Origin of the sequence: Kineosporia rhizophila, assembly GCF_021277265.1 — a bacterium.
Lineage (GTDB): Bacteria > Actinomycetota > Actinomycetes > Actinomycetales > Kineosporiaceae > Kineosporia > Kineosporia rhizophila.
The window spans coordinates 77,045-98,837 of record NZ_JAJSOH010000006.1 but is presented as its reverse complement, the minus strand read 5'-3'; the positions used below and the strand labels follow the sequence as shown (position 1 = coordinate 98,837).

Below are 21,793 nucleotides of genomic sequence, written 5' to 3'. Positions count from 1 at the left end.
CTCGATGCCGTAGCTGAGACGGCGGGCGCCCTCACGAGCGTCCGCCGTCCGCCTCCGGAACCGATTCAAGCCGAGCCCAGGTCCGCAAACGCCTAGTCTTCGACCGGCCGCCCCGGGCCGGGCCGAGACCTCACATCAGCCCGCCGAACCGCCCGGCCGACGGCCGAACTCCTGGTCGATCAGGGCGAACAGTTCATCGGCGCTGGCCGCCTGCAGCTCGTCGGCCGGCGCTGCCGCGCCGCCGTTGCGGTGCAGGTCCGGCGGGGCCGTCGCCGACACCGCGGCCAGCAGATGCCGCAGCCGGGTGGCCAGCCCACTGCGGGTCACGTCGTCCAGCCGCCCGGCGTTCAGCGACGTCTCGAAACGCGCCAGCTCGGCCAGCAGGGCCCGGCCGTCGTCCGGCTCGTCCGCGGCCGGCACCAGCTGCTCCAGCAGGTAGGCGGCCAGCGCCGACACGGTCGGGTAGTCGAAGATCAGGCTGGAGGGCAGGGTCAGACCGGTCCGCGTGCCCAGGCCGTTGCGCAGCTCCACCGAGCCCAGCGAGTCCAGCCCCAGGTCGGTGAACTGGCTGCCGGGCTCGATCCCGGCGATCGAGCCGTGCCCGAGCACCCGGGCCACCTGGTCGCGCACCATCCGGATCAGGTGGTCGCGGCGGCCCGGCGCAGGCAGCCCGAGCAGCAACTCGCGAAGGGTGCCGCGGCTGTCCACGACAGTGCGGGTGACCGTCGGCCGATCGGTCGGTGTGGACCCGGGGACCGGCAGTCTGCTCAGCATCGGCAGCCCGGCCGCGACCGAGGTCAGGTCGAGGTTGACCGCGGCCACCGAGGTGCGGCCGGCGGTCGCGGCGTCGAACAGCCGTAGCGCCTGGTCGGGGCGCAGCGGGACGAACCCGGCCCTGGAGAGGCGGCGCACGTCGGCAGCGTCGAGGCTGCTGGTCATCCCGGCGGTCTGGGCCCACGGTCCCCAGGCGATCGAGACCCCCGGCAGGCCGGCCTCACGCCGGGCTGCAGTCAGCCCGTCCAAGAAGGCGTTCGCGGCCGAGTAGTTGCCCTGCCCCGGTGCGCCCATCGTGCCCGCCACCGAGGAGAACAGAACGAACGCGGTGAGCTCCTGGTCGGCGGTGAGCTGGTGCAGGTTCCAGGCCCCGTCCACCTTGGGCCGCAGCACGTCGTGCATCCGCTGCGGGGTCATCGAGGTCAGGACGCCGTCGTCGAGGACGCCGGCGGTGTGCACCACGGCGTTGACCTGGTGATCCTGCAACAGCGCGGCCACTTGGTCCCGCTCGGCCACGTCGCAGGCGGCCAGGCTCACCTGGGCCCCCAGCGTGGTCAGCTCTTCCTGCAACTGGGCCGCGCCCGGAGCCGACGCGCCGCGCCGGCTGGTGAGGACGAGCCGACGTACCCCGTGCTCGGTCACCAGGTGCCGGGCCACCAGAGCACCCAGCCCTCCTGTGCCCCCGGTGACCAGAACCGTCCCATCGCTGTTCCAGGGGCCGATGGCCTGAGTACTGCGGTCGTGCTGAACCAGGCGGGGAACCAGCAGGACGTGGTCACGCAGCACGGCGTGCGGCTCACCGGAGGCCAGCAGAGGCGGGACCGCGGACAGATCAGTCTCGTACTCGTCGATGTCGACCAGCAGGAACCGGTCCGGGTTCTCCACCTGGGCACTACGCACCAGCCCCCAGACGGCGGCCCCGGCCAGATCCAGCGGCACCACGTCCTCGGGATCGAGACCCTCCTGCGGCACGTCCACCGCGTTCTCGGTGACCAGCACCAGGCGGGACTCGGTGAGGCGCTCGTCGGCCAGCCATTCCTGCAGCAGCTCCAGCACCCGCACGGTCGTCGCGTGCACGTGCGCGGGCCCCTCGTCGTCACCGGCCCGCGGCACGGTGAAGACCACCAGGTCCGGGGCCGGGCGGTCGGTCAGGTCCAGATCGGCGAGCCCGCCGTCCAGCTGCACCACGTCCAGACCGGCCACCGCATCCACCGGCGAGCGGGGCGGCGGCTCGGCCACCCACTCCAGCCCGAACAAGGAGCCGGCCGGTTCCTCGGCCCGGGCGGCCGTGATCTGATCGGTGGGAACCCGCCGCAGCAGGAGCTCCTCGGCCGAGAACACGGGGGCCCCGGTGAGGTCGACCGCGGTGACGGAAACCGATTCGTCGCCGGTCTTGCGCAGCCGCACTCGCAGGGCGGCGGCACCGGCGGCGTGCAGACTCGCCTGGGACCAGGTGAACGGCATTCGTCCGGCGCCGTCGGTCAGCCGTTCCAGGCCGGCGTACGGCACGGCGTGCAGGGCCGCGTCGAGCAGGGCGGGGTGCAGGCCGTAACGGTCGGCGTCGGCCACCTGTTCGGGCAGAGCCACTTCGACGAACACCTCGCCGTCCCGGGTCCAGGCGGCCCGCAGCCCCTGGAACACCGGGCCGTAGGCCAGTCCGCCGGTGGCAAGCCGCTCGTAGGCCCCCGTCAGGTCGACCGGCTCGGCGCCGGCGGGCGGCCAGTGCACAGTGTCGAAGGAATCTTCGTGGGCGCCCGCGGCCAGCCGTCCAGTGGCGTGCCGGGTCCATCCGCCGGCGCCGGCCTGCTCGGCCGGCCGTGCGTACATGTCCACGGCACGACGTCCCTCGTCGTCGGGCTCACCGACCACCACCTGGACGGCCATCGCGGCGCTACCGGAGAACGCCAGCGGACGGGCCAGGGTGATCTCCTCGACGCGGTCACAGCCGACCTGGTCCCCGGCCCGGACCGCAAGTTCCAGGAAGCCGGTGCCCGGGAACACGACGGTGCCGCCGACCACGTGGTCGGCCAGCCAGGGGTGCGTGGAGACGGACAGCCGGGAGGTGAGCAGCACCGCGTCGGAGCCCGCCATCGGCACGCTGGCCCCCAGCAACGGGTGCCCGGCCTCGGCCAGACCGGCCGAGGCGACGTTCGCGGCCGCGTTCGTGGTGCCGGTGGGCCAGAACCGCTGGTGCTGGAAGGCGTAGGTGGGTAGGGGGATGCGACGGCCACCGGTGCCTGCGAGCACCGAAGTCCAGTTCACGGGCGAACCATGGACGTGCAGGGTCGCCGCGGCCTCGAAAGCGGTTGCGGTTTCCGGGTGGTCGGGTCGCAGCACGGGCACGGCCAGGGCCTCGGGGTGCAGGTCCGGCAGCATGGCGCTGGCCACCCGGTCCGGGCCCAGTTCCAGATACCGCTGCGCCGAGATGGTCTGGACGGCCTCAGCGAACCGGACAGTGGCCCGCACGTGGCGCACCCAGTAGTCGGCGCAGGCCAGGTCGGCGCCGGGCTCGACCGTGGACACCAGCGCAACCGAAGGCGCACCGAACTGCAACTGCCGCACCACGGAGGCGAACTCGTCCATCATCGGGGCCATCAGTGGTGAGTGGAAGGCGTGGGAGACCTTCAGCCGACGGGTCTTGGCGAACATCCCGGCCACTGCCAGAACTTCGCCCTCCACACCGGAAAGCACCACTGAGGTGGGCCCGTTCACCGCGGCGATCGAGACGCTGTCCTCGAGGCCGGCCAGGTGTGGCAGCACCTCGTCCTCCGAGGCCGCGACCGCCACCATCGCGCCGCCGTCCGGCAACGCGTCCATCAACCGGGCCCGCGCCGCCACCAACCGGCAGGCGTCCGACAGCGAAAGAATGCCCGCCACGTGCGCCGCCGCGATCTCCCCCACCGAGTGCCCGACCAGGACGTCCGGACGCACACCCCACGACTCGAACAGCCGGAAAAGCGCCACCTGCAGAGCGAACAGCGCGGGCTGGGCCCGGCCGGTGCGCTCCAGGTCCCCGGCGGCCACCTCGTCCAGGGGCTTGTCCAGCAAGGGCTCGAACTCGGTGGCCACCTCGTGCCAGGCCTGGGCGAAGACCGGGAACTGCTGCCGCAGCCCCTGCCCCATGCCGGTACGCTCGCGTCCCTGCCCCGGGAAGACCATGGCCAGTTCTCCGCTGCGAGCCCGGCCGGACAGAACTCCCGACTCCGGTCCTGCTGCCGCGAAAGACTGCAGCTTATCGATCAACTCCGCGCTTCCTGCGCCCAGCACCGCGGCCCGGAACTCGAGGTTCGAACGGGCCGTGGCCGACGACCAGGCCACGTCGGCGGGGTCCGGCTGCACTTGTTCCAGGTGCGCAGCCAGGCGTTCGGCCTGAGCCCGCAGAGCCTGCGGTGAGGCGGCGGACAGCACGATCGGAAGAACGCCCGGAACGGTGACCGCAGGCTGTATCTGCGCTGCCGCAGAGGGCTGTTCCAGGATCAGGTGGGCGTTCGTTCCCGACAGGCCGAACGACGAGACACCGGCCCGGCGCGGACGCTCCCCGGCCGGCCACTGCGCGGGCTCGGTCAGCAGGGAGATCCGCCCTGCGTTCCAGTCGACGTGTGAGGAAGGTTGCGTGATGTGCAGGGTCCGGGGCAAGGTTTCGTGCCGCATCGCCTGGATCATCTTGATGACGCCCGCCACGCCCGCGGCGGCCTGGGTGTGGCCGAGGTTCGACTTGACCGACCCCAACCACAAGGGACGCTCGCGGTCCCGTCCGTAGGTGGCCATCAGGGCCTGCGCCTCGATCGGGTCGCCCAGAGTGGTTCCCGTGCCGTGCGCCTCGACCGCGTCCACCTCGTCCGGCCGCAGACCGGCGGAGGCCAGCGCGGCCCGGATCACCCGCTGCTGCGACGGGCCGTTCGGCGCGGTGAGCCCGTTCGAGGCCCCGTCCTGGTTGACCGCTGATCCTCTGATCACGGCCAGGATCTCGTGCCCGTTGCGCTCCGCTTCGGAGAGCCGTTCCAGAACCAGCACTCCCACGCCCTCGGACCAGGACGTGCCGTCGGCCGAGTCGGAGAACGCCTTGCACCGGCCGTCCACGGCCAGACCGCTCTGCCCGCTGAAGCCGACGAAACCACCCGGCGTCGACATCACCGTCACCCCACCGGCGAGCGCCAGCCCACACTCCCCCGCCCGCAGGGCCTGCCCGGCCAGGTGCATGGCCACCAGCGACGACGAACAGGCGGTGTCGACCGTCACGGCCGGGCCCTCCAGCCCCAGCGCGTACGAGACCCGGCCCGAGGCCACACTGGCCGCCACCCCGGTGCCGGTCATTCCTTCCCGGCCGACCTGCAGCCGTAGGGCCAGCTCGGAGTAGTCCTGCCCGTTCGAGCCCACGTAGACGCCGGTCCGGCTGCCGCGCAGGGCCGTCGGATCGAGCCCGGCCGACTCCAGGGCCTCCCAGGCCGTCTCCAGCAGCAGGCGCTGCTGCGGGTCCATACCCAGCGCCTCCCGGGGTGAGATGCCGAAGAACTCCGCGTCGAAGTCGGCCGCGCCGGACAGGAACGCCCCGCGCAGGGTGTCGCTGCTCGTCGCCACCTCGGCCAGGTCCCAGCCCCGGTCGTCCGGGAAGTCGGAGACCGCGTCCTGTCCTTGCACCAGCAGCTGCCACAGCTCGTCCGGGTTGTTCACTCCCCCCGGGAAGCGGCAGGCCATGCCGACCACCACGATCGGGTCGTCCGGGGCCGAGGCGGTCGGAAGGCGCAAGACGTTCTCTGAGCCGGGGACGCCGGCCAGCTCAGCAAGCAGATGCTCGGCCAGGGCGTGAGGCGTGGGATGGTCGAAGGCCAGCGTGGTGGGCAGGGCCAGGCCGGTGGCGGCGGCCAGTCCGGTGCGCAACTCGATCGCCGAGAGCGAGTCCAGGCCCAGGTCACTGAGCGCACGATCGGCCGGGACGGCTTCGGCGGAGGCATGCCGGAGCACGGCCGCGGCCTGCGCCCGAACCAGGTCGAGCAGGCGGGTCTGTTGGGCGGCCGGAGCCAGCTCGCGCAGTTGCCGGCGTAGTGTGGCCGCCGCGTCGTCGGTCGCAGCCCGCTCGGCCTGCGTCCGCCGGTAGGCCGCCAGCTCCGACAGGACCGGGTTGATCCGGGTGCTGTGCGCCTCGACGACCTCCGGCCGTTGCAGGTCGGCCACCACGAGCGACCCCAGACTTCCGGCGCCGATCTGGCCCAGGGCCTTGACCGCCAGCTGGGGGTCGAGACCGCCGCGCACACCTGCGGCCATACCGGCACCCGACCAGGCTCCCCAGGCCACCGACACCACGGGCCAGCCCTCGGCCCGCCGACGCTCGGCCACCGCGTCCAGCACTGCGTTCGCCGCGGCGTAGTTGCCCTGGCCCGGGTTGCCCAGGGCCCCGGCCACCGAGGAGAACAGCACCAGTGCCCGCACCTGCGGACGCCGGGTCAGCTCGTCCAGGACCAGCGCGGAATCGACCTTGGCCGCGAACACCTCGGCGAACCGCTCGGGCGTCAGGCTGTCCAGCACACCGTCGTCCAGCACACCGGCGGCGTGGATCACCGCCGTCACCCCGAAGTCGGTGAGCAGCTGGTCCACCAGGGCTCGATCGGCCGCGTCGCCCGCCACCAGGTCGATCGCCGAGCCCAGCTCCTCCCGCAGGGTCGTAGCCCCCGGGGCAGCCTCGCCCCGTCGGCTCAGCAGCACCACCCGTGCCGCTCCCGCATTCACCGCCCAGCGAGCGACCGTTGCCCCCAGCGCGCCGGTACCGCCGGTGATCAGGACCGTGTCGCCCGCGGGAGCCCAGGCCGCGCCGGAGGGGACGGGCGCTGGGACCATGCGCCGCGCGAACAGGCCGGCCGAGCGGATCGCCAGCTCGCCTTCTTCCGGTTGCGACAGGGCGGCCTTCAGCCGTGTCAGCTCGACCGTTCCGACCTCGGCCGGGAGGTCGATCAGGCCACCCCAGCGCTCGGGGTGTTCCAGGGCCGCCACCCGGCCCAGACCCCGGATTCCGGCTGCCGCCAAGGAGTCGGGCACCTCGGACCGGGTGATCGAAACGCCCTGACGAGTGATCACCCAGGCGGGCGCCTGCACGCCGGCGTCACCCAGCCCCTGCAGCACCCCGGCCACCCAGGCCGCCCCGTCGCGCAAAGCCCTTCCCATGGCCCGAGCCTCGCCCGCGCCATGGACCACCGCATCGTCCTGGGCCACCCCATCGCTCAAGGCCACTCCATCGCCGGGGGCCGCCCCGTCACCCGCGACCGCCCCGTCACCCGCGACCGCCCCGTCACCCGCGACCGCCCTATCACCCACGGCTGCCCGGTCGGGCGCGGCAGGACCCCCATGCGCGGCCATACCGGTGCCGAGCCCTGCCAGCACCACCACCCCGGTCCACGGGCCCGGCCCGATACTTGCCAGCTGCTCGCGGCCGGCACCGATCACGACCTCATAGCCGGCGTCCAGCCCGGCCAACACAGACTGCGCCCATGAGTCCGGCTCGTCCGGCAACACCGCCAGCCACCGCCCGCCCGGCCGCTCAGACGCCGGCGCGCCCTCCGGCAGAGCCCGCCACACCGACCGATAACGCCACGAGTCCAGCACCGCCTCGTCCTGCTTGCCCCGCCGCCAGGCGCTCAGTGCCGGCACGACCTCACGCACCTGATCCCCGGCCAGTCCCAGCACATCGGCCACAGCATCGGCATCACCGGACTCCACCGCCTGCCACAGCGCTCCGTCGGCCTGACCCTGCCCCCCGACGGGCGCCGTCAGACGCCCCTCGGGCCAGTACCGCTCGGACTGGAACGCATACGTAGGCAGCGGAATCGAACGGCCACCGGTCTCCCGGAGCACCTGTGCCCAGTCGAGACGCACGCCCAGCACGTGCACCCGGGCAGCCGCCTCGAGGGCCTGCGACATCTCGTTGCCGTCACCGCGCAGCAGCGGGACCGCGGCCGCCGATCCGATCATGGCCGAGGCCACACCGTCCGCGCCGAGCTCGAGGAACGCATCAGCGCGGGTCGATCCGACAGCTTCGGCGAAGCGCACCGGAGCAGCGACGTGACGAACCCAGTATTCCGGCGCGGACAGGTCCGCACCGGCCCCCACCGTCGAGGCAATCGCAATCTGCGGCGCCCGGAACTCCAGCCGCCTCACGACAGCAGCGAACTTGTCCAGCATCGGCGACATCAACGGCGAGTGGAACGCATGCGAGACCTTCAGCCGCCGAGTCTTCGCAAACCGCCCGGCCACGCGCAGAACCGCATCCTCGACCCCCGACAAGACCACCGACGACGGCCCGTTCACCGCCGCAACAGACACCTCTGCTTCGAGACCATCCAGATGCGGCAGCACCTCGGCCTCGGACGCCGCGACCGCCACCATCACCCCACCCGAAGGCAACGCCTGCATCAGCCGAGCCCGCGCACCCACCAGCACACACGCGTCCTCAAGCGAAAAAACCCCAGCCACATGCGCAGCCGCAATCTCCCCCACCGAATGCCCGACCAGAACATCCGGACGCACACCCCACGACTCCAACAACCGGAACTGCGCCACCTGCAACGCAAACAACGCCGGCTGCACATCGCCGGTACGACCCAGATCACCCTTCACCAGTTCGTCCAGGGGACGGTCCAGCAGTGGGTCGAGCTCGGTGGCCACCTCGTGCCAGGCGCGGGCGAACACCTCCGACCGCTCACGCAGAACCCGCCCCATGCCGGTCCGCTGACCGCCTTGCCCCGAGAACACCAGCGCCAGGCGCCGATCCGTCGCTTGGCCGGTCACCAGGCCAGCAGAAGGGGAACCGTCCAGCAGAGCGTGAAGGCCCTCGGTCAGACCGGTCGTGTCATGGGCCAGCACTACCGCCCGGTGTTCCAGAGCGGCCCGGGACGTTGCCGAAGCGCAGGCGATATCAGTCAAGGCATGGTCGCCGTCGGCGATGAAGGCGGCCAGCCGCTGGGCCTGAGCCCTCAGAGCCTGGGCCGTTGCCCCCGAAAGGAGCACCGGCAGCGTCTCGTCCGGACGGGCGGCCCTCGTCGGCACCTGCGGCTCGTCGGGCGCCTGCTCCAGGATGAGATGGGCGTTCGTGCCGGAGATCCCGAACGACGAGACTCCGGCCCGCCGCCGTTCTCCTTCGGCGACCGGCCAGGGCTGGGCCCGAGTCAGCAGAGTGACCGCGCCCGAGCCCCAGTCGACCTTTCGTGAAGGTTGGTCGACATGCAGCGTCTGCGGCAGCGTTTCGTGCTGCAGCGCCTGAATCACCTTGATCACACCGGCCACCCCCGCTGCCGCCTGGGTGTGCCCGAGGTTGGACTTGATCGACCCCAACCACAGTGGACGCTCGCGGTCGCGTCCGTAGGTGGCCAGCAGCGCCTGCGCCTCGATCGGGTCACCCAGAGTGGTTCCGGTGCCGTGAGCTTCCACCGCGTCCACCTGGGCGGCCGACAGCCCGGCGGAGGCCAGCGCGGCCCGGATCACCCGCTGCTGAGACGGGCCGTTGGGCGCGGTGAGCCCGTTCGAGGCGCCGTCCTGGTTCACCGCCGAACCCTTGAGCACCGCCAGCACCCGATGCCTGCGGCGCCGCGCGTCCGAGAGTCGTTCCAGCACGACCACTCCCACGCCTTCGGACCACGACGTGCCGTCGGCCGAGTCGGAGAACGCCTTGCACCGCCCGTCCACCGCCAGGCCGTTCTGCCCGCTGAAGCCGACGAAACCACCGGGCGTGGACATCACCGTCACCCCGGCCGCCACCGCCAGGTCGCACTCGCCCGAGCGCAGGGCCTGCCCGGCCAGGTGCATGGCCACCAGCGACGAGGAGCACGCGGTGTCCACCGTCACCGCCGGCCCCTCCAGGCCGAGGGCGTACGAGATCCGGCCGGAGGCCACGCTGGCCGCGATGCCGGTGCCGGTCATTCCCTCGCGGTCGGCCTGGAGGGCGCGGGCCAGGTCGGAGTAGTCCTGGCCGTTCGTGCCCAGGTAGACACCGGTCCGGCTGCCGCGCAACGAGTGCGGGTCGGTGCCCGCCGACTCCAGTGCTTCCCAGGTGGTCTCCAGCACCAGCCGCTGCTGCGGGTCCATGGCCAGGGCCTCACGGGGTGAGATCCCGAAGAAGGCCGCGTCGAAGTTGGCCGCGCCGGAAAGGAATCCACCGCGGAGGGTGTCGCTGGACATTTGCAGGGCGGCCAGGTCCCAACCCCGGTCGTCCGGGAAGTCGGAGACCGCGTCCCGGCCCTGCACCAGCATCTGCCACAGCTCGTCGGGGTTGCTCACGCCCCCGGGGAAGCGGCAGGCCATGCCGACCACGACGATCGGATCGTCTGTCGGGGCGATGTTCCGGGGCTCGTCGGCCGCGCTCACTTCGCCGGGCAGATCGTTGGCGAGCCGCTCGGCCAGGGCTCGCGGGGTCGGGTGATCGAAGACGACGGTGGCGGGCAGCGTGGTTCCGGTGGCCGCCATCAGCTGATTGCGGAAGGTCACTGCGCTCAGTGAGTCGAAGCCCAGATCGCTGAAGGCGCGGTCGGCCGGCACCGCCTCCGGCCCGGAATGCCCGAGGACGGTGGCCGCGGTCGCCCGGACCAGGTCCACCAGGGACGCGGCGCGGGCGGCAGCCGGCAGGGCACTCAACCCCTGTCGAGAGGTGGAACCCCCAACCGGTTGCGCCGTGGTGGAGCGGTAGGCGGGCAGTTCGCTCAGGACCGGGTTAGAACGGGCCGAGTACGCCCGGACGATCTCAGGACGCTGCAGATCGGCCACCACGATCGGCCCCACCGCACCGGCGCCGGTCTGAGCCAACGCCCGCACCGCCAGCTCCGGCGCCAGACCACCGCGCATACCGGCAGCCATCCCCGCCCCGGCCCAGGCTCCCCAGGCCACCGAGACGACCGGCAGCCCGGCCGCCCGCCGACGCTCGGCCACCGCATCCAGCACCGCGTTCGCGGCCGCATAACTGGCCTGCCCCGGATTGCCCAGCACTCCGGCCACCGACGAGAACACCACGAAGGCGGTCAGCGGGCGATCGCGGGTCAGCTCATCCAGGACGACGGTCGAGGCCACCTTGGACGCGAAAACCCCGGCGAAGCGCTCCGGCGTCAAACCGTCGAGAACCCCGTCGTCCAGAACACCGGCGGTATGCACCACCGACGTCACCTCGTAGTCGTCCAGCACGCGGCTCATCCGCTCGCGGTCGCCCGCATCGGCGGCCACCAGCTCGACCGCCGGGCCCAGCTCGTCCCGCAGCGCGGTGGCGCCAGGCGCGGCGTCGCCCCGGCGGCTCAGCAGAACCACCCGCGCTGCCCCGGCCCCGACGGCCCACCGAGCCACGAGCGAGCCCAGAGCACCGGTGCCGCCGGTGATCAGAACCGTCTCGCCCAAGGGCTCCCAAGCGTTGTCCGGACGAACGGGGGCCGGGGCCAGTCGATGAGCCAGGACGCCACTCGGACGTACCGCGAGCTCCCCGTCCAGCCGGCGGGCCAGGATCGAACGCAGGCTGTTCAGGACTCGCTCGTCCATCCGCTGCGGCAGGTCGATGAGGCCGCCCCAGCGATCGACGTGCTCCAGAGCCGCAACCCGGCCCAGTCCCCAGACCGCCGCCTGTGACAGGGAACCGACCTCGTCCGAGCGGCTGACCGAGATGCCCTGGCGGGTGAGCACCCAGGCCCGGGCGCCTATCCCGGCATCGCCCAGCCCCTGCAACATCGCGGCGACCCAGGCGGAGTCCTCGGCAAGCGTAAGCGTGGGCTCCCCGGCCGCCTCGGCGCCCCCACCCCCGTCAGCAGCAGCCACGGCACCCGCCAACACCAGGACACCCGCCCACGTGGTGCCCGCCACCTCGGACAAGCCAGAGCGATCAACAGCCGCAACCACCGTGACATCGCCCATCCCAGCGACCAGCTCATCACGCCATCGGCCGGCCGAGGCCGTGCCAGGCACGAGAACCAGCCACCGCCCGTCCGGGGTGCCCGCTGTCCCTTGCCCGCTCCCAGCTTCCGTCCCGTCCAGCACGCGCCACACGGATCGGTATCGCCAACCATCCAGCACGGCCTCGTCCCGGCGGCCCTTCCGCCAGGCCGCCAGCGCGGGCAGGAGGTCACGCACGGCCTCTTCATCCACCGCCAGCACCTCGGCCACCGCGCCCGCATCGCCGGCCTCGGCCGCAGACCAGAAAGCCGCGTCGTCCACCGGTGCGCCGCCTGAGGACCTGAGGGCCGCAACGGCGGCCGGCCAGAACCGTTCCCGCTGAAAAGCATAGGTGGGCAGATCGATCCGCCGCCCCCGCGTCCAGGTCAGCGCAGCCTGCCAGTCGACGGAAACACCGCGCAGATGCAGTCGGGTCAGGGCTTCCAGGGCGGCCTCAGGTTCGTTGCGGTCGCCCACCGACAAGGGGACGGCGGTGGTCGCCGGACGTACCTCAGCCACCATCGTGGTGGCCACCGAGTCGGGCCCCAGTTCCAGGTGGACGTCGGCAGCGCCGGCCTGGACGGCGTCCGCAAACCGAACCGGTGCCATGACGTGCCGAACCCAGTAGTTGGCGCAGGCCACATCGGCCCCTGCCTCGACCGAGGACTCGAGCGCAACCGTGGGCGAGGCAAACTGCACCCGACCGACCACGGACGCGAACTCGTCCAGCATTGGTGCCATCAGCGGCGAGTGGAACGCATGTGAGACCCTCAGCCGCCGAGTCTTCGCAAACCGCCCAGCCACGCGCAGGACCGCGTCCTCAACCCCCGACAACACCACCGACGACGGACCATTCACCGCCGCAATCGACACCTCGCTCTCAAGACCGGCCAGCAGCGGCAGCACCTCGTCCTCCGACGCCACCACCGCCACCATCACCCCACCCGAAGGCAACGCCTCCATCAGCCGAGCCCGCGCACCCACCAGCACACACGCGTCCTCAAGCGAAAAAACCCCAGCCACATGCGCAGCCGCAATCTCCCCCACCGAATGCCCGACCAGAACATCCGGACGCACACCCCACGACTCCAACAACCGGAACTGCGCCACCTGCAACGCAAACAACGCTGGCTGAACATCGCCGGTACGACTCAGATCACCCGCCACCAGATCGCTCAACGGCAGGCCCAGGTGCTCGGCGATCTCGTCCCAGGCCTCGGCGAAGACCGGGAACCGCTGGTAGAGCTCGCGGCCCATGCCACTGCGCTGCCCGCCCTGACCGGAGAAGACGAACGCCAGTCGGCCGCGTGAAGCGATGTCCTGCCGGACCAAGGGCGAAGGCAGCGCCTCGGCCACAGCCTCCAGGCCTGCCCGCACCTGTTCCAGGTCCGCGGCCATCACGGCACAGCGGTGCTCCATGGCGGTGCGGGAGGTGGCCGCCGACCAGGCTATATCCACCAAAGCAGTTTCATCGGAGAGCGTTTCCAGCAGACGGGCGGCCTGAGCCCGCAACGCCTCGGGCGAGCGGCCGGACAGCAGTACCGGAAGTGGGTGCTCGACCGGGGGCGCGGCCGGCGCCGATTCCTCGGCCGGGGGCTGCTCCAGGATCAGGTGGGCGTTGGTCCCGCTGAGACCGAACGACGAGATGCCCGCCCGCCGGGGGCGTTCCTGAACCGCGGGCCAGGGCACCGGTGCCGTGAGCAGCGACACGGCCCCGGCCGACCAGTCGACGTGGGTCGAGGGCTGGTGGGCATGCAGAGTGCGCGGCAGTTCCTCGTGCCGCAGCGCCTGGACCATCTTGATCACGCCGGCCACCCCAGCAGCGGCCTGGGTGTGGCCGATATTGGACTTCAGGGAGCCCAGCCACAGAGGGTTCTCACGATCCTGCCCATAGGTCGCCAAGAGGGCCTGAGCCTCGATCGGGTCGCCCAGAGTCGTGCCGGTGCCGTGGCCCTCCACCACGTCCACGTCGGCCCCGGACAACCCGGCCGACTCCAGCGCCGCCCGGATCACTCGCTGTTGCGCAGGGCCGTTGGGCGCGGTCAGGCCGCTGGAGGCGCCGTCCTGGTTCACCGCCGAGCCACGAATCACCGCGTGCACCCGGTGACCGTTGCGCTGGGCCGCCGAAAGCCGCTCCAGCACCAGAAGACCGGCCCCCTCCCCCCAGCCGACTCCGTCGGCCCCGTCCGCGAAGGCCCGGCACCGCCCGTCCGAAGAAAGCCCACCCTGACGGCTGAACTCCACGAACCCACCCGGCGTGGACATCACCGTGACCCCACCGGCCAGGGCCAGCCCGCACTCGTCGTTGTGCAGCGCCTGGATCGCCAGATGGATCGCCACCATCGAGGAGGAGCACGCCGTGTCCACCGTCACCGCAGGCCCTTCCAGGCCCATCGTGTACGACAGCCGTCCGGAGGCCGCACCCCCACCGGTCCCCGTCCCCACGTCCCCCGAGACGTCGTCCAGCGAGCGCAAGGTCAGGAACGAGTAGTCCTGCCCGCTCATCCCCACGAACACCCCGGTCCGGCTGCCCCGCAGGGTGCGCGGGTCCAGCCCGGTGTGCTCGAAGGCTTCCCAGCCGACCTCGAGCAGCAGCCGCTGCTGCGGGTCCATGCCCAGGGCCTCACGTGGGGAGATGCCGAAGAACGCGGCGTCGAAGGCGCCTGCGTGGTGGAGGAATCCACCGCGCAGCCCGGCCCGGCCGAGCACGTCCGGGTCCCAGCCGCGGTCGGCCGGGGCGTCGCCGATCGCCTCGCCGCCGGCCTCCAGCAGCTGCCACAACTGCTCCGGATCGCTGATGCCGCCGGGGAACCGGCAGGCCAGACCGACGATCGCGATCGGCTCGGTGGCGGCGGTGACGAGTTGCCGATTCTGCCTGCGCAACCGATCGGCGTCTCGCAGGGAGGTCCGGAGGGCTTCGAGAACCTTGGTGTCGTCCACCGACGAAGTAGAACCGGCGATCCACCGCGTAAAACCCTAGACCTGAGTCCCGGGCCTTCTAGGGAATCCCCTGTGCCGGCCCGGCCTAGCCTCCCGGGCGGGAGCCCTCGTCCGGACGGCCCGACCAGGAAGGTGCGCTGCGATGGACCCAGGCCGCAGACCGATCATGTTCGTCAGCATGCCGGAGGCCGGTCTGGCCAATCCGCTCATGGTCGTGGCCGGCGAACTGGCCCGCCGCGGGGTGCCGGACCTGTGGTTCGCCACCGACGAGCCGATGCGGGCCGAGGTCGAGGCGCTGAGTGCCGCCGCCCCGGTGCGTTTCGGCTCGCTGGGCCCGGTGATCAGCGAGTTCTCGGCCAAGACGTGGGACGACCGGACCTTCCGCAAGGTCACCCAGCGATCGCGCTGGCGGGCCCACCGGGCGGTGGTCCGGCACACCTACGACCTGCGGCTGCGCTACCCGAAGTTCCGCGCCCTGGACGCCCTGGTCGAGCAGGTGAAGCCGGCGCTGATGGTGATCGAGAGCATGAGCACCTACGCGGTCGAGGTGGCCGTCACCCGGAACATCCCCTACGTGCTCAGCTCGCCGTTCATGCCGAGCACGTTGATGGTGCTGCAGATGGGGCTGGACTTCCCGATGCTGCACACCGGGCTGCCCCGGCGGATGAACCGCCGGCAGAAGCTCTACAACGCCTACTTCCGGGCCCGCGCCGGGCTGATGTTCCTGCATCCGGCCGTCCAGATCACGCTGCGCAAGTCCATTCCCGGGCGCACCGAGATGGGCATCCCGGCCGAGACGCTGTTTCCCCGCGCCAAGGTCGACCATGCCGAACTGGTGCTCTGCTACTCGGTCTTCGGGCTGGAGTACGAGTTCGACGTCCCCGAGAAGCTGCGCATGCTGGGGGCCGTGGTGCCGCCCCTGCCGGAGGCCGAGCCCGACCCGGACCTGAACGCCTGGCTGGACGCCCACGAGTCGGTGGTGCTGGTCGCGTTCGGCACCCTGACCCGGCTCACCCGGCCGCAGGTGCACAACATGGTCGAGGTGGCCCGCCGGCTCGGCGACCGGCACCAGGTGCTCTGGAAGCTCGGCCGCGAGCAGCAGCACCTGCTGCCGCCGCGGGAGCAGTGGCCGGCCAACCTGCGGGTGGAGAGCTGGCTGCCCTCGCAGCTGGACGCGCTGGCCCACCCGCACGTGCGGGTGTTCTTCACCCACGCCGGCGGCAACAGCTTCCACGAGGGCATCTACTTCGGCAAGCCGCTGGTGAACCGGCCGCTCTGGGTGGACTGCCACGACCAGGCGGTCCGCGGGGTGGACGCCGGGGTGAGCCTGACCCTCGACCGCCCGCACGACCTGCGGGTGGCGGACGTGCTGGACAAGCTCACCCGGGTGCTGAACGAACCGTCGTTCACCGAACGCGCCCAGTTCTTCGCGGCCCAGCAGCGGGCGGCCGGAGGCCGTGCGGCGGCGGCCGACCTGATTCTCAGCACCCTGAGCGGGAGGACCCCCGATGACGACCAGACCGATCGAGTTCCCGGCTCGCGCGCGGGGTGAACTGGGCCCGCCGGCGGAGTACGCGCACCTGCGCCAGACCCCCGGGCTGGTGCGCTCGGCCCTGCCCGGTGGCACCGACGTCTGGCTGGTGGCCCGCTACGAGGACGTGCGCACCGTGCTCACCGACCCGCGGATCAGTTCCAACCCGATGCATCCGGGCTTCCCCCAGATCGGCACGAACGGCACGGTGCCGCTGCGGGACTCGGTACCCGGCTGGTTCGTCGGCTACGACCCGCCGGAGCACTCGCGCTTCCGCAAGGCGCTGATCCCGGAGTTCACCGTGCGCCGCATCGCCGAGCTGCGCAAGGCGATCCGGCGGGTGGTCAACGGCCGGATCGAGACGCTGCTGGCCGGACCGCCTAGGGCCGACCTGGTGCCCACCTTCGCCCTGCCGGTGCCCTCGCTGGTGATCTGCGAACTGCTGGGGGTGCCGTACACCGACCACGACCTGTTCGAGAGCCGGACCCAGGTGCTGGTGCGGTACTCGGCCACCGACGCCGAGCGTGAGGAGGCGGCCGGTGAACTGCTGGAGTACATGACCAAACTGATCTCCAGCAAGCGCCGCTTCCCGGGCCGGGACCTGCTCAGCCGGCTGGTCGCCAAGGACGTGCTCAGCGGGCCGGAACTGTCCGGGGTGGCGCTCCTGCTGCTGATCGCCGGGCACGAGACCACGGCCAACAGCATCGGTCTCGGGGTGGTGGTGCAGCTGACCAACCCCGAATGGATCGGTGCGCCGGGCGTGGTCGAGGAGGTGCTGCGCTACCTGTCGGTGGCCGACCGGGTGGCGCTGCGGGTGGCGGTGGAGGACGTCGAGATCGGTGGGCAGCTGATCCGGGCCGGTGAGGGGATCGTCCCGCTCGGCGCCTCGGCCAACCACGACGAGACGACCTTCGAGCGGGCCGGGCAGTTCGATCCGAGCCGCTCGGCCCGACACCACGTGGCCTTCGGCTACGGGGTGCACCAGTGCCTGGGGCAGCACCTGGTGCGGGCCGAGCTCGACATCGCCTTCGGCGCGCTGTTCTCGCGGCTGCCGAACCTACGGCTGGACGTGGCCCCGGAGGATCTGGCGATCAAGTACGACGGCGTGCTCTTCGGCCTGCACGAGCTCCCGGTGCGCTGGGACTGACTCTTCTCTGACCACGACGAAGCCCTCGACCCGTAAGGGCCGGGGGCTTCGTCCGTTCAGTCCTCGTTCTGCAGAGCCACCCGCACCAGCTCGTCCAGGTCCATCTGGTCGAGACCGTCAGAGGATCCGTTGCTGTGGCCGTTGCTCGACGCCTCGGCCTCGGGCGCGTCGGCCAGCTGCAGCAGGGTGTCCAGCAGCCCGCTGCGCCGCAACTGGGCCAGGCTGAGCGTGGCCAGCAGCTCCCGCACCCGGCTCTCCTCGTCCGGCTGCTCCTCGGGCATCAGCTGGCCGAGGACGTGCCGGGCCAGGGCCTGGGCCGAGGGATGGTCGAAGACCAGGGTGGCCGGCAGGGTCAGCCCGGTCGCCGCGTTCAGCCGGTTGCGCAGCTCGATCGCGCTGACCGAGTCGAACCCGAGGTCGCCGAAACTGGTCGTGGTCTCCACCTGTCCCGGCCCGGAGTAGCCGAGCACGGCCGCCACCTGAGTGCAGACCACGTCCAGCACCAGCCCCGGCCTTTCCCCCGAAGGACGCGACAACAGTCGTCCCCGAAGGTCCGCCACTACCTCGGTCGGCTCCTGGGGAGCGATGTCGAGAGCCTGGTACTCGGGCAGGTCCGCGAGCAGACGGTCGGGCCGCGGTCGGCTGAAGGCGTTGCGGGCGAATCGTTCCCGGTCGATGTCGGCCACGATCACGGCCGGCGCGGAACCGGCGCAGACCCGGTCGAGAGCCTGGGCCGCCAGTGCCGGATCCATCGGGCGCACCCCCATCCGTACCGAACCCTGCACCGCACGGTCACCGACCATGCCCGCACCTGGCGCCGCATCGCCCCACGTACCCCAGGCGATCGACACACCCGCTCGGCCCGCCACCCGGCGCCGTTCGGCCAGCGCGTCCAGCACCGCGTTCGCCGCGGCATAACTGCCCTGCCCCGGGCTGCCGAACACCGCAGCAGCCGAGGAGAAGAGCACGAACGCAGACAGGTCGGCCTCGCTCAGCAACTCGTCCAGGAGCACCGCTGAATCGGCCTTGGCCTGCCTGACCTCGGCGAATCGTTCGGGGGTCAAGGTGCTCACCACCCCGTCGTCCAGCACGCCGGCCGCGTGCAGCACCGCTCGCGGCGGGAACTGGGTCAGCACCTGGGAAAGGGCCTCTCGGTCCGAGACATCGCAACTCACCACATCGACCGTGGTCCCCTGCGCCCCCAGTTCCTTCTTCAAATCATGGACGCCCGGAGCCTCCAGTCCGCGTCGTCCCGCCAACACCAGGTGCCTGGCTCCCCGTCCGGCCAGATGCCGGGCCAGGTACTGGCCCAGGGCGCCGGTACCACCGGTGATCAGAACGGTGCCGTCCGGCCGCCACTCCGGGCCCAACTCCTGTTCATTGGCCGAGCCGGTCAGCAGGCGACGCACCAGAATCTCGTCGTCCCGAACGGCGAACTGGTCCTCCGGAGTCTCGGCGGTGAGAACGGCCGACAACGTATGCCCCTCGACCGTCTCGGGCAGGTCGATCAGGCCGCCCCAGGTTTCGGGCTGTTCCACGGCCAGAACCCGGCCCAGCCCCCAGACCCCGGCCTGCCAGACATCAGGCCCGGCCTGGAAACCACCCGCAGAGGTGGCGGCGCGGGTCAGGCACCACAGCGGCGCCCGCAGGCCGGCCTGCTGCAGGGCCTGGCTCAGAACTGCGGTCAGCGCTGGGCCCTCGCGCCCGGCCAGGGCCAGGAGGGAGACGACGGCCTCGGCGGCCTGCGGCAGGCGGTCGGCGAGGTGCTGCGGGTTTGGCTGGGCGACTCTGAGCACTTCTGCCGTTCCAGGAAGAGCGGCCGCGACGGCCAGGGCCCACGGATCGTCGGCGTGCGCGGCCGGAACCACGACCAGCCACCTCTTTCCGGCGACAGGTTCCGTCGGCCCCGTCGTTCCGGGCCGACCGGCCACCTCGGTCGGCGCCCAGGGCTGCCAGCCGGTCCGGTACTGCCAGGAATTCAGCACCGACGTGGTCTTCTGCCGCTGGTGCCATCCGGCCAGGGCCGGCAGCACCGCGTCCAGCGAGTCGCTGGGCAGGCCCAGACGCTCAGCCAGGGCATCGGTGTCGCCCTCACTCACCTCGGCCCAGAACTCTCCGTCCGCAGTGGTCGGGGCAACCTCGTGACGGGGCTCGGCGTCGGGCCAGAACCGCTGGCGGTCGAAGGCGTAGGTGGGCAGGGCCACCCGGTGCGCCCCCGGGTACAGGGCCGACCAGTCCGGGCTGATACCGGCCACGTGCAGGCGAGCCACCGCGGTGAGGAGGGCCTGCGCTTCCGAGGTCCCCGCCTTCTGCGCCGACACCACCACGCTGTCGTCGGACAGCGACATCTCGGCCTGACTACCGAGCACGGAATCCGGACCCACCTCGAGGAACCGGCTCACCCCCGCCGCCGCGAGCGATGCCACCGCGGCACTGAACCGGACGGGACGGCGCACCTGCTGCACCCAGTACTCGGGCGTGCAGAACTGTTCGGTGTCGACCGGTTCACCGGTGACCGTCGAGACCAGTGCGAGCGTAGGCGGCCGATAGGTCAGCCTCTCGGCCACGGACCGGAATTCCTCCAGCATCGGATCCATCAGGGACGAGTGGAAGGCGTGCGAGACCTTCAGCCGGCGCACCTTGCCCGGCAGTTGCCCGGCGACAGCCAGGACGTCCGCCTCAGCCCCCGACAACACGACCGAGCCCGGCGCGTTCACCGCGGCCAAGGACACCCGATTGTTGGTCAGCAGCGGCAGCACGTCCTTCTCGTCTGCCCGCACGGCCAGCATCACTCCGCCGGGCGGCAGCTGGGCCATCAGCCGACCGCGGGCGGCGACCAGCGCACAGGCGTCGGGCAGGTTGAGCATCCCGGCCAGGTACGCGGCGGCCAGTTCTCCGATCGAGTGCCCGGCCAGCACATCCGGGCGCAGCCCCCAGCTCTCCAGCAGCCGGAACAACGCGACTTCGGTGGCGAACAGGGCCGGTTGCGCCCAGTCCGTGCGGTCCAGCCGGTCCGGGTCGCCGCCGAACTGCACGTCGGCCAGCGGTTCCGGCAAGTGGCGGCCGAACTCTTCGAACACCTCGGCCAGGGCCTGGTCGAAGACCGGGAACCGGGAGCGCAACTCGCTGCCCATACCGAGATGCTGAGCCCCCTGCCCGGAGAACAGGAAGGCCAGCTTGCCCGAGCCGGCCCGGCCCTGCACCGCCGGGGCTTCCGCTTCACCGTTCGCCAAAGCGTCCAGCGCGACGAGCAACTGCCTCCGGTCGGCGGCCACCAGCCCGGCTCGCAACGGCAGCGCGGACCGCGTGGTCGCCAGCGAGAAGGCCACATCGGTCAGCGTCTGCTCCGGCTGCGACTCCAGGTGGGTCAGCAGACGTCGCGCCTGCCCTCGCAGAGCCGGGCCGGTGCGCGCAGCGAGCGGCACGAGCAGCGGCCACCGCTCGGATTTGGGCGCAAGCGGCTGCGGCTCAACATTTTCCAGGATGACGTGCGCGTTGGTCCCGGTCGCCCCGAACGACGACACACCGGCGCGGAAGGGACGTCCGGAGTCGGGCCAGGGCCGGGCCTCGTCCAGCAGGTGCAGGGTTCCGGACCGCCAGTCGACGTGCGACGAGGGTTGCGCGGCGTGCAGGGTGGCGGGGGCGACACCGTGCCGCATCGCGAGCACCGCCTTGATCACGCCGGCCACCCCGGCCGCGGCCTGGGTGTGCCCGATGTTGGACTTCACCGACCCGAGCAGGACCGGCTGCTCGCGGTCCCGGCCGTAGACCGCCATCAGCGCCTGCGCCTCGATCGGGTCGCCCAGGGCGGTGCCGGTGCCGTGCGCCTCGATCACGTCCACGTCTGCGGGCCGCAGTCCGGCGCTGTCCAGAGCCCGCCGCAGAACCTTCTGCTGGGCAGGCCCGTTGGGTGCGGTGAAGCCGTTGGAGGCGCCATCCTGGTTGACCGCCGACCCCCGCAGAACCGCAAGGATCTCGTGGCCCTGGCGGCGGGCGTCCGACATTCGTTCCAGCATCAGCATTCCGGCGCCTTCGGACCAGCCGGTGCCGTTGGCCCCGTCGGCGAAGGCGCGGCAGCGCCCGTCCGGCGAGAGGGCGCCCAGTTCGCCGAACTCGACGAAGGCGACCGGCGTGGACATCACGGCCACACCGCCGGCCAGGGCCATCGTGCACTCCCCCGAACGCAGCGCCTGCGCGGCCAGGTGCAGCGCGACGAGCGAGGAGGAGCAGGCCGTGTCCACGGTGACGGCCGGTCCCTGCAGCCCGAACGAGTACGACACCCGCCCGGCGATCACCGCCGCCGCCTGGGCGGTCTGCACCTGCCCACGGCTGGTTCGCGGGGGCCGGTAGTCGCCGCCGGTAGCACCGACGTAGACCCCCACTTCCGAGCCGCGAGCACTGCGCGGGTCGATTCCGGCCTGTTCGAAGGCCTCCCAGGCGACCTCCAGCACAAGCCTCTGCTGCGGATCCATGACCAGCGCCTCGGCCGGTGAGACACCGAACAAGGACGGGTC

General features: G+C 71.8%; 3 protein-coding genes and 1 pseudogene (1 of these 4 only partly in view). 2 read left to right on the top strand and 2 right to left on the bottom strand.

Translation table 11 applies throughout. The features are described from left to right. Positions 1-135: 135 nt before the first annotated feature. Positions 136-14,589: pseudogene (locus LWF15_RS11820) on the bottom strand (type I polyketide synthase); the annotation flags it as partial. A 154-nt stretch (positions 14,590-14,743) separates the two neighbouring features. On the opposite strand from LWF15_RS11820, the gene LWF15_RS11805 reads away from it, so the two are divergent. Further along, positions 14,744-16,153, top strand: coding sequence for a glycosyltransferase (locus LWF15_RS11805; RefSeq protein ID WP_232810499.1), 1,410 nt, complete (start codon positions 14,744-14,746; stop codon positions 16,151-16,153). Continuing rightward, on the top strand, positions 16,110-17,279 hold the full coding sequence (locus LWF15_RS11800; protein ID WP_232810498.1) for a cytochrome P450: 1,170 nt from the start codon (positions 16,110-16,112) through the stop codon (positions 17,277-17,279). Before LWF15_RS11805 ends, LWF15_RS11800 begins: the two co-directional genes overlap by 44 nt. Positions 17,280-17,335: 56 nt before the next feature. On the opposite strand, the gene LWF15_RS11795 is transcribed toward LWF15_RS11800, so the two are convergent. Continuing rightward, positions 17,336-21,793, bottom strand: partial view of a type I polyketide synthase gene (locus tag LWF15_RS11795; protein ID WP_332879894.1) — the 3' end only. The gene runs 23,139 nt beyond the window's last position; 4,458 of the gene's 27,597 nt are visible here — the last part of the coding sequence; its start codon lies beyond the right edge, outside the window; the stop codon is at positions 17,336-17,338.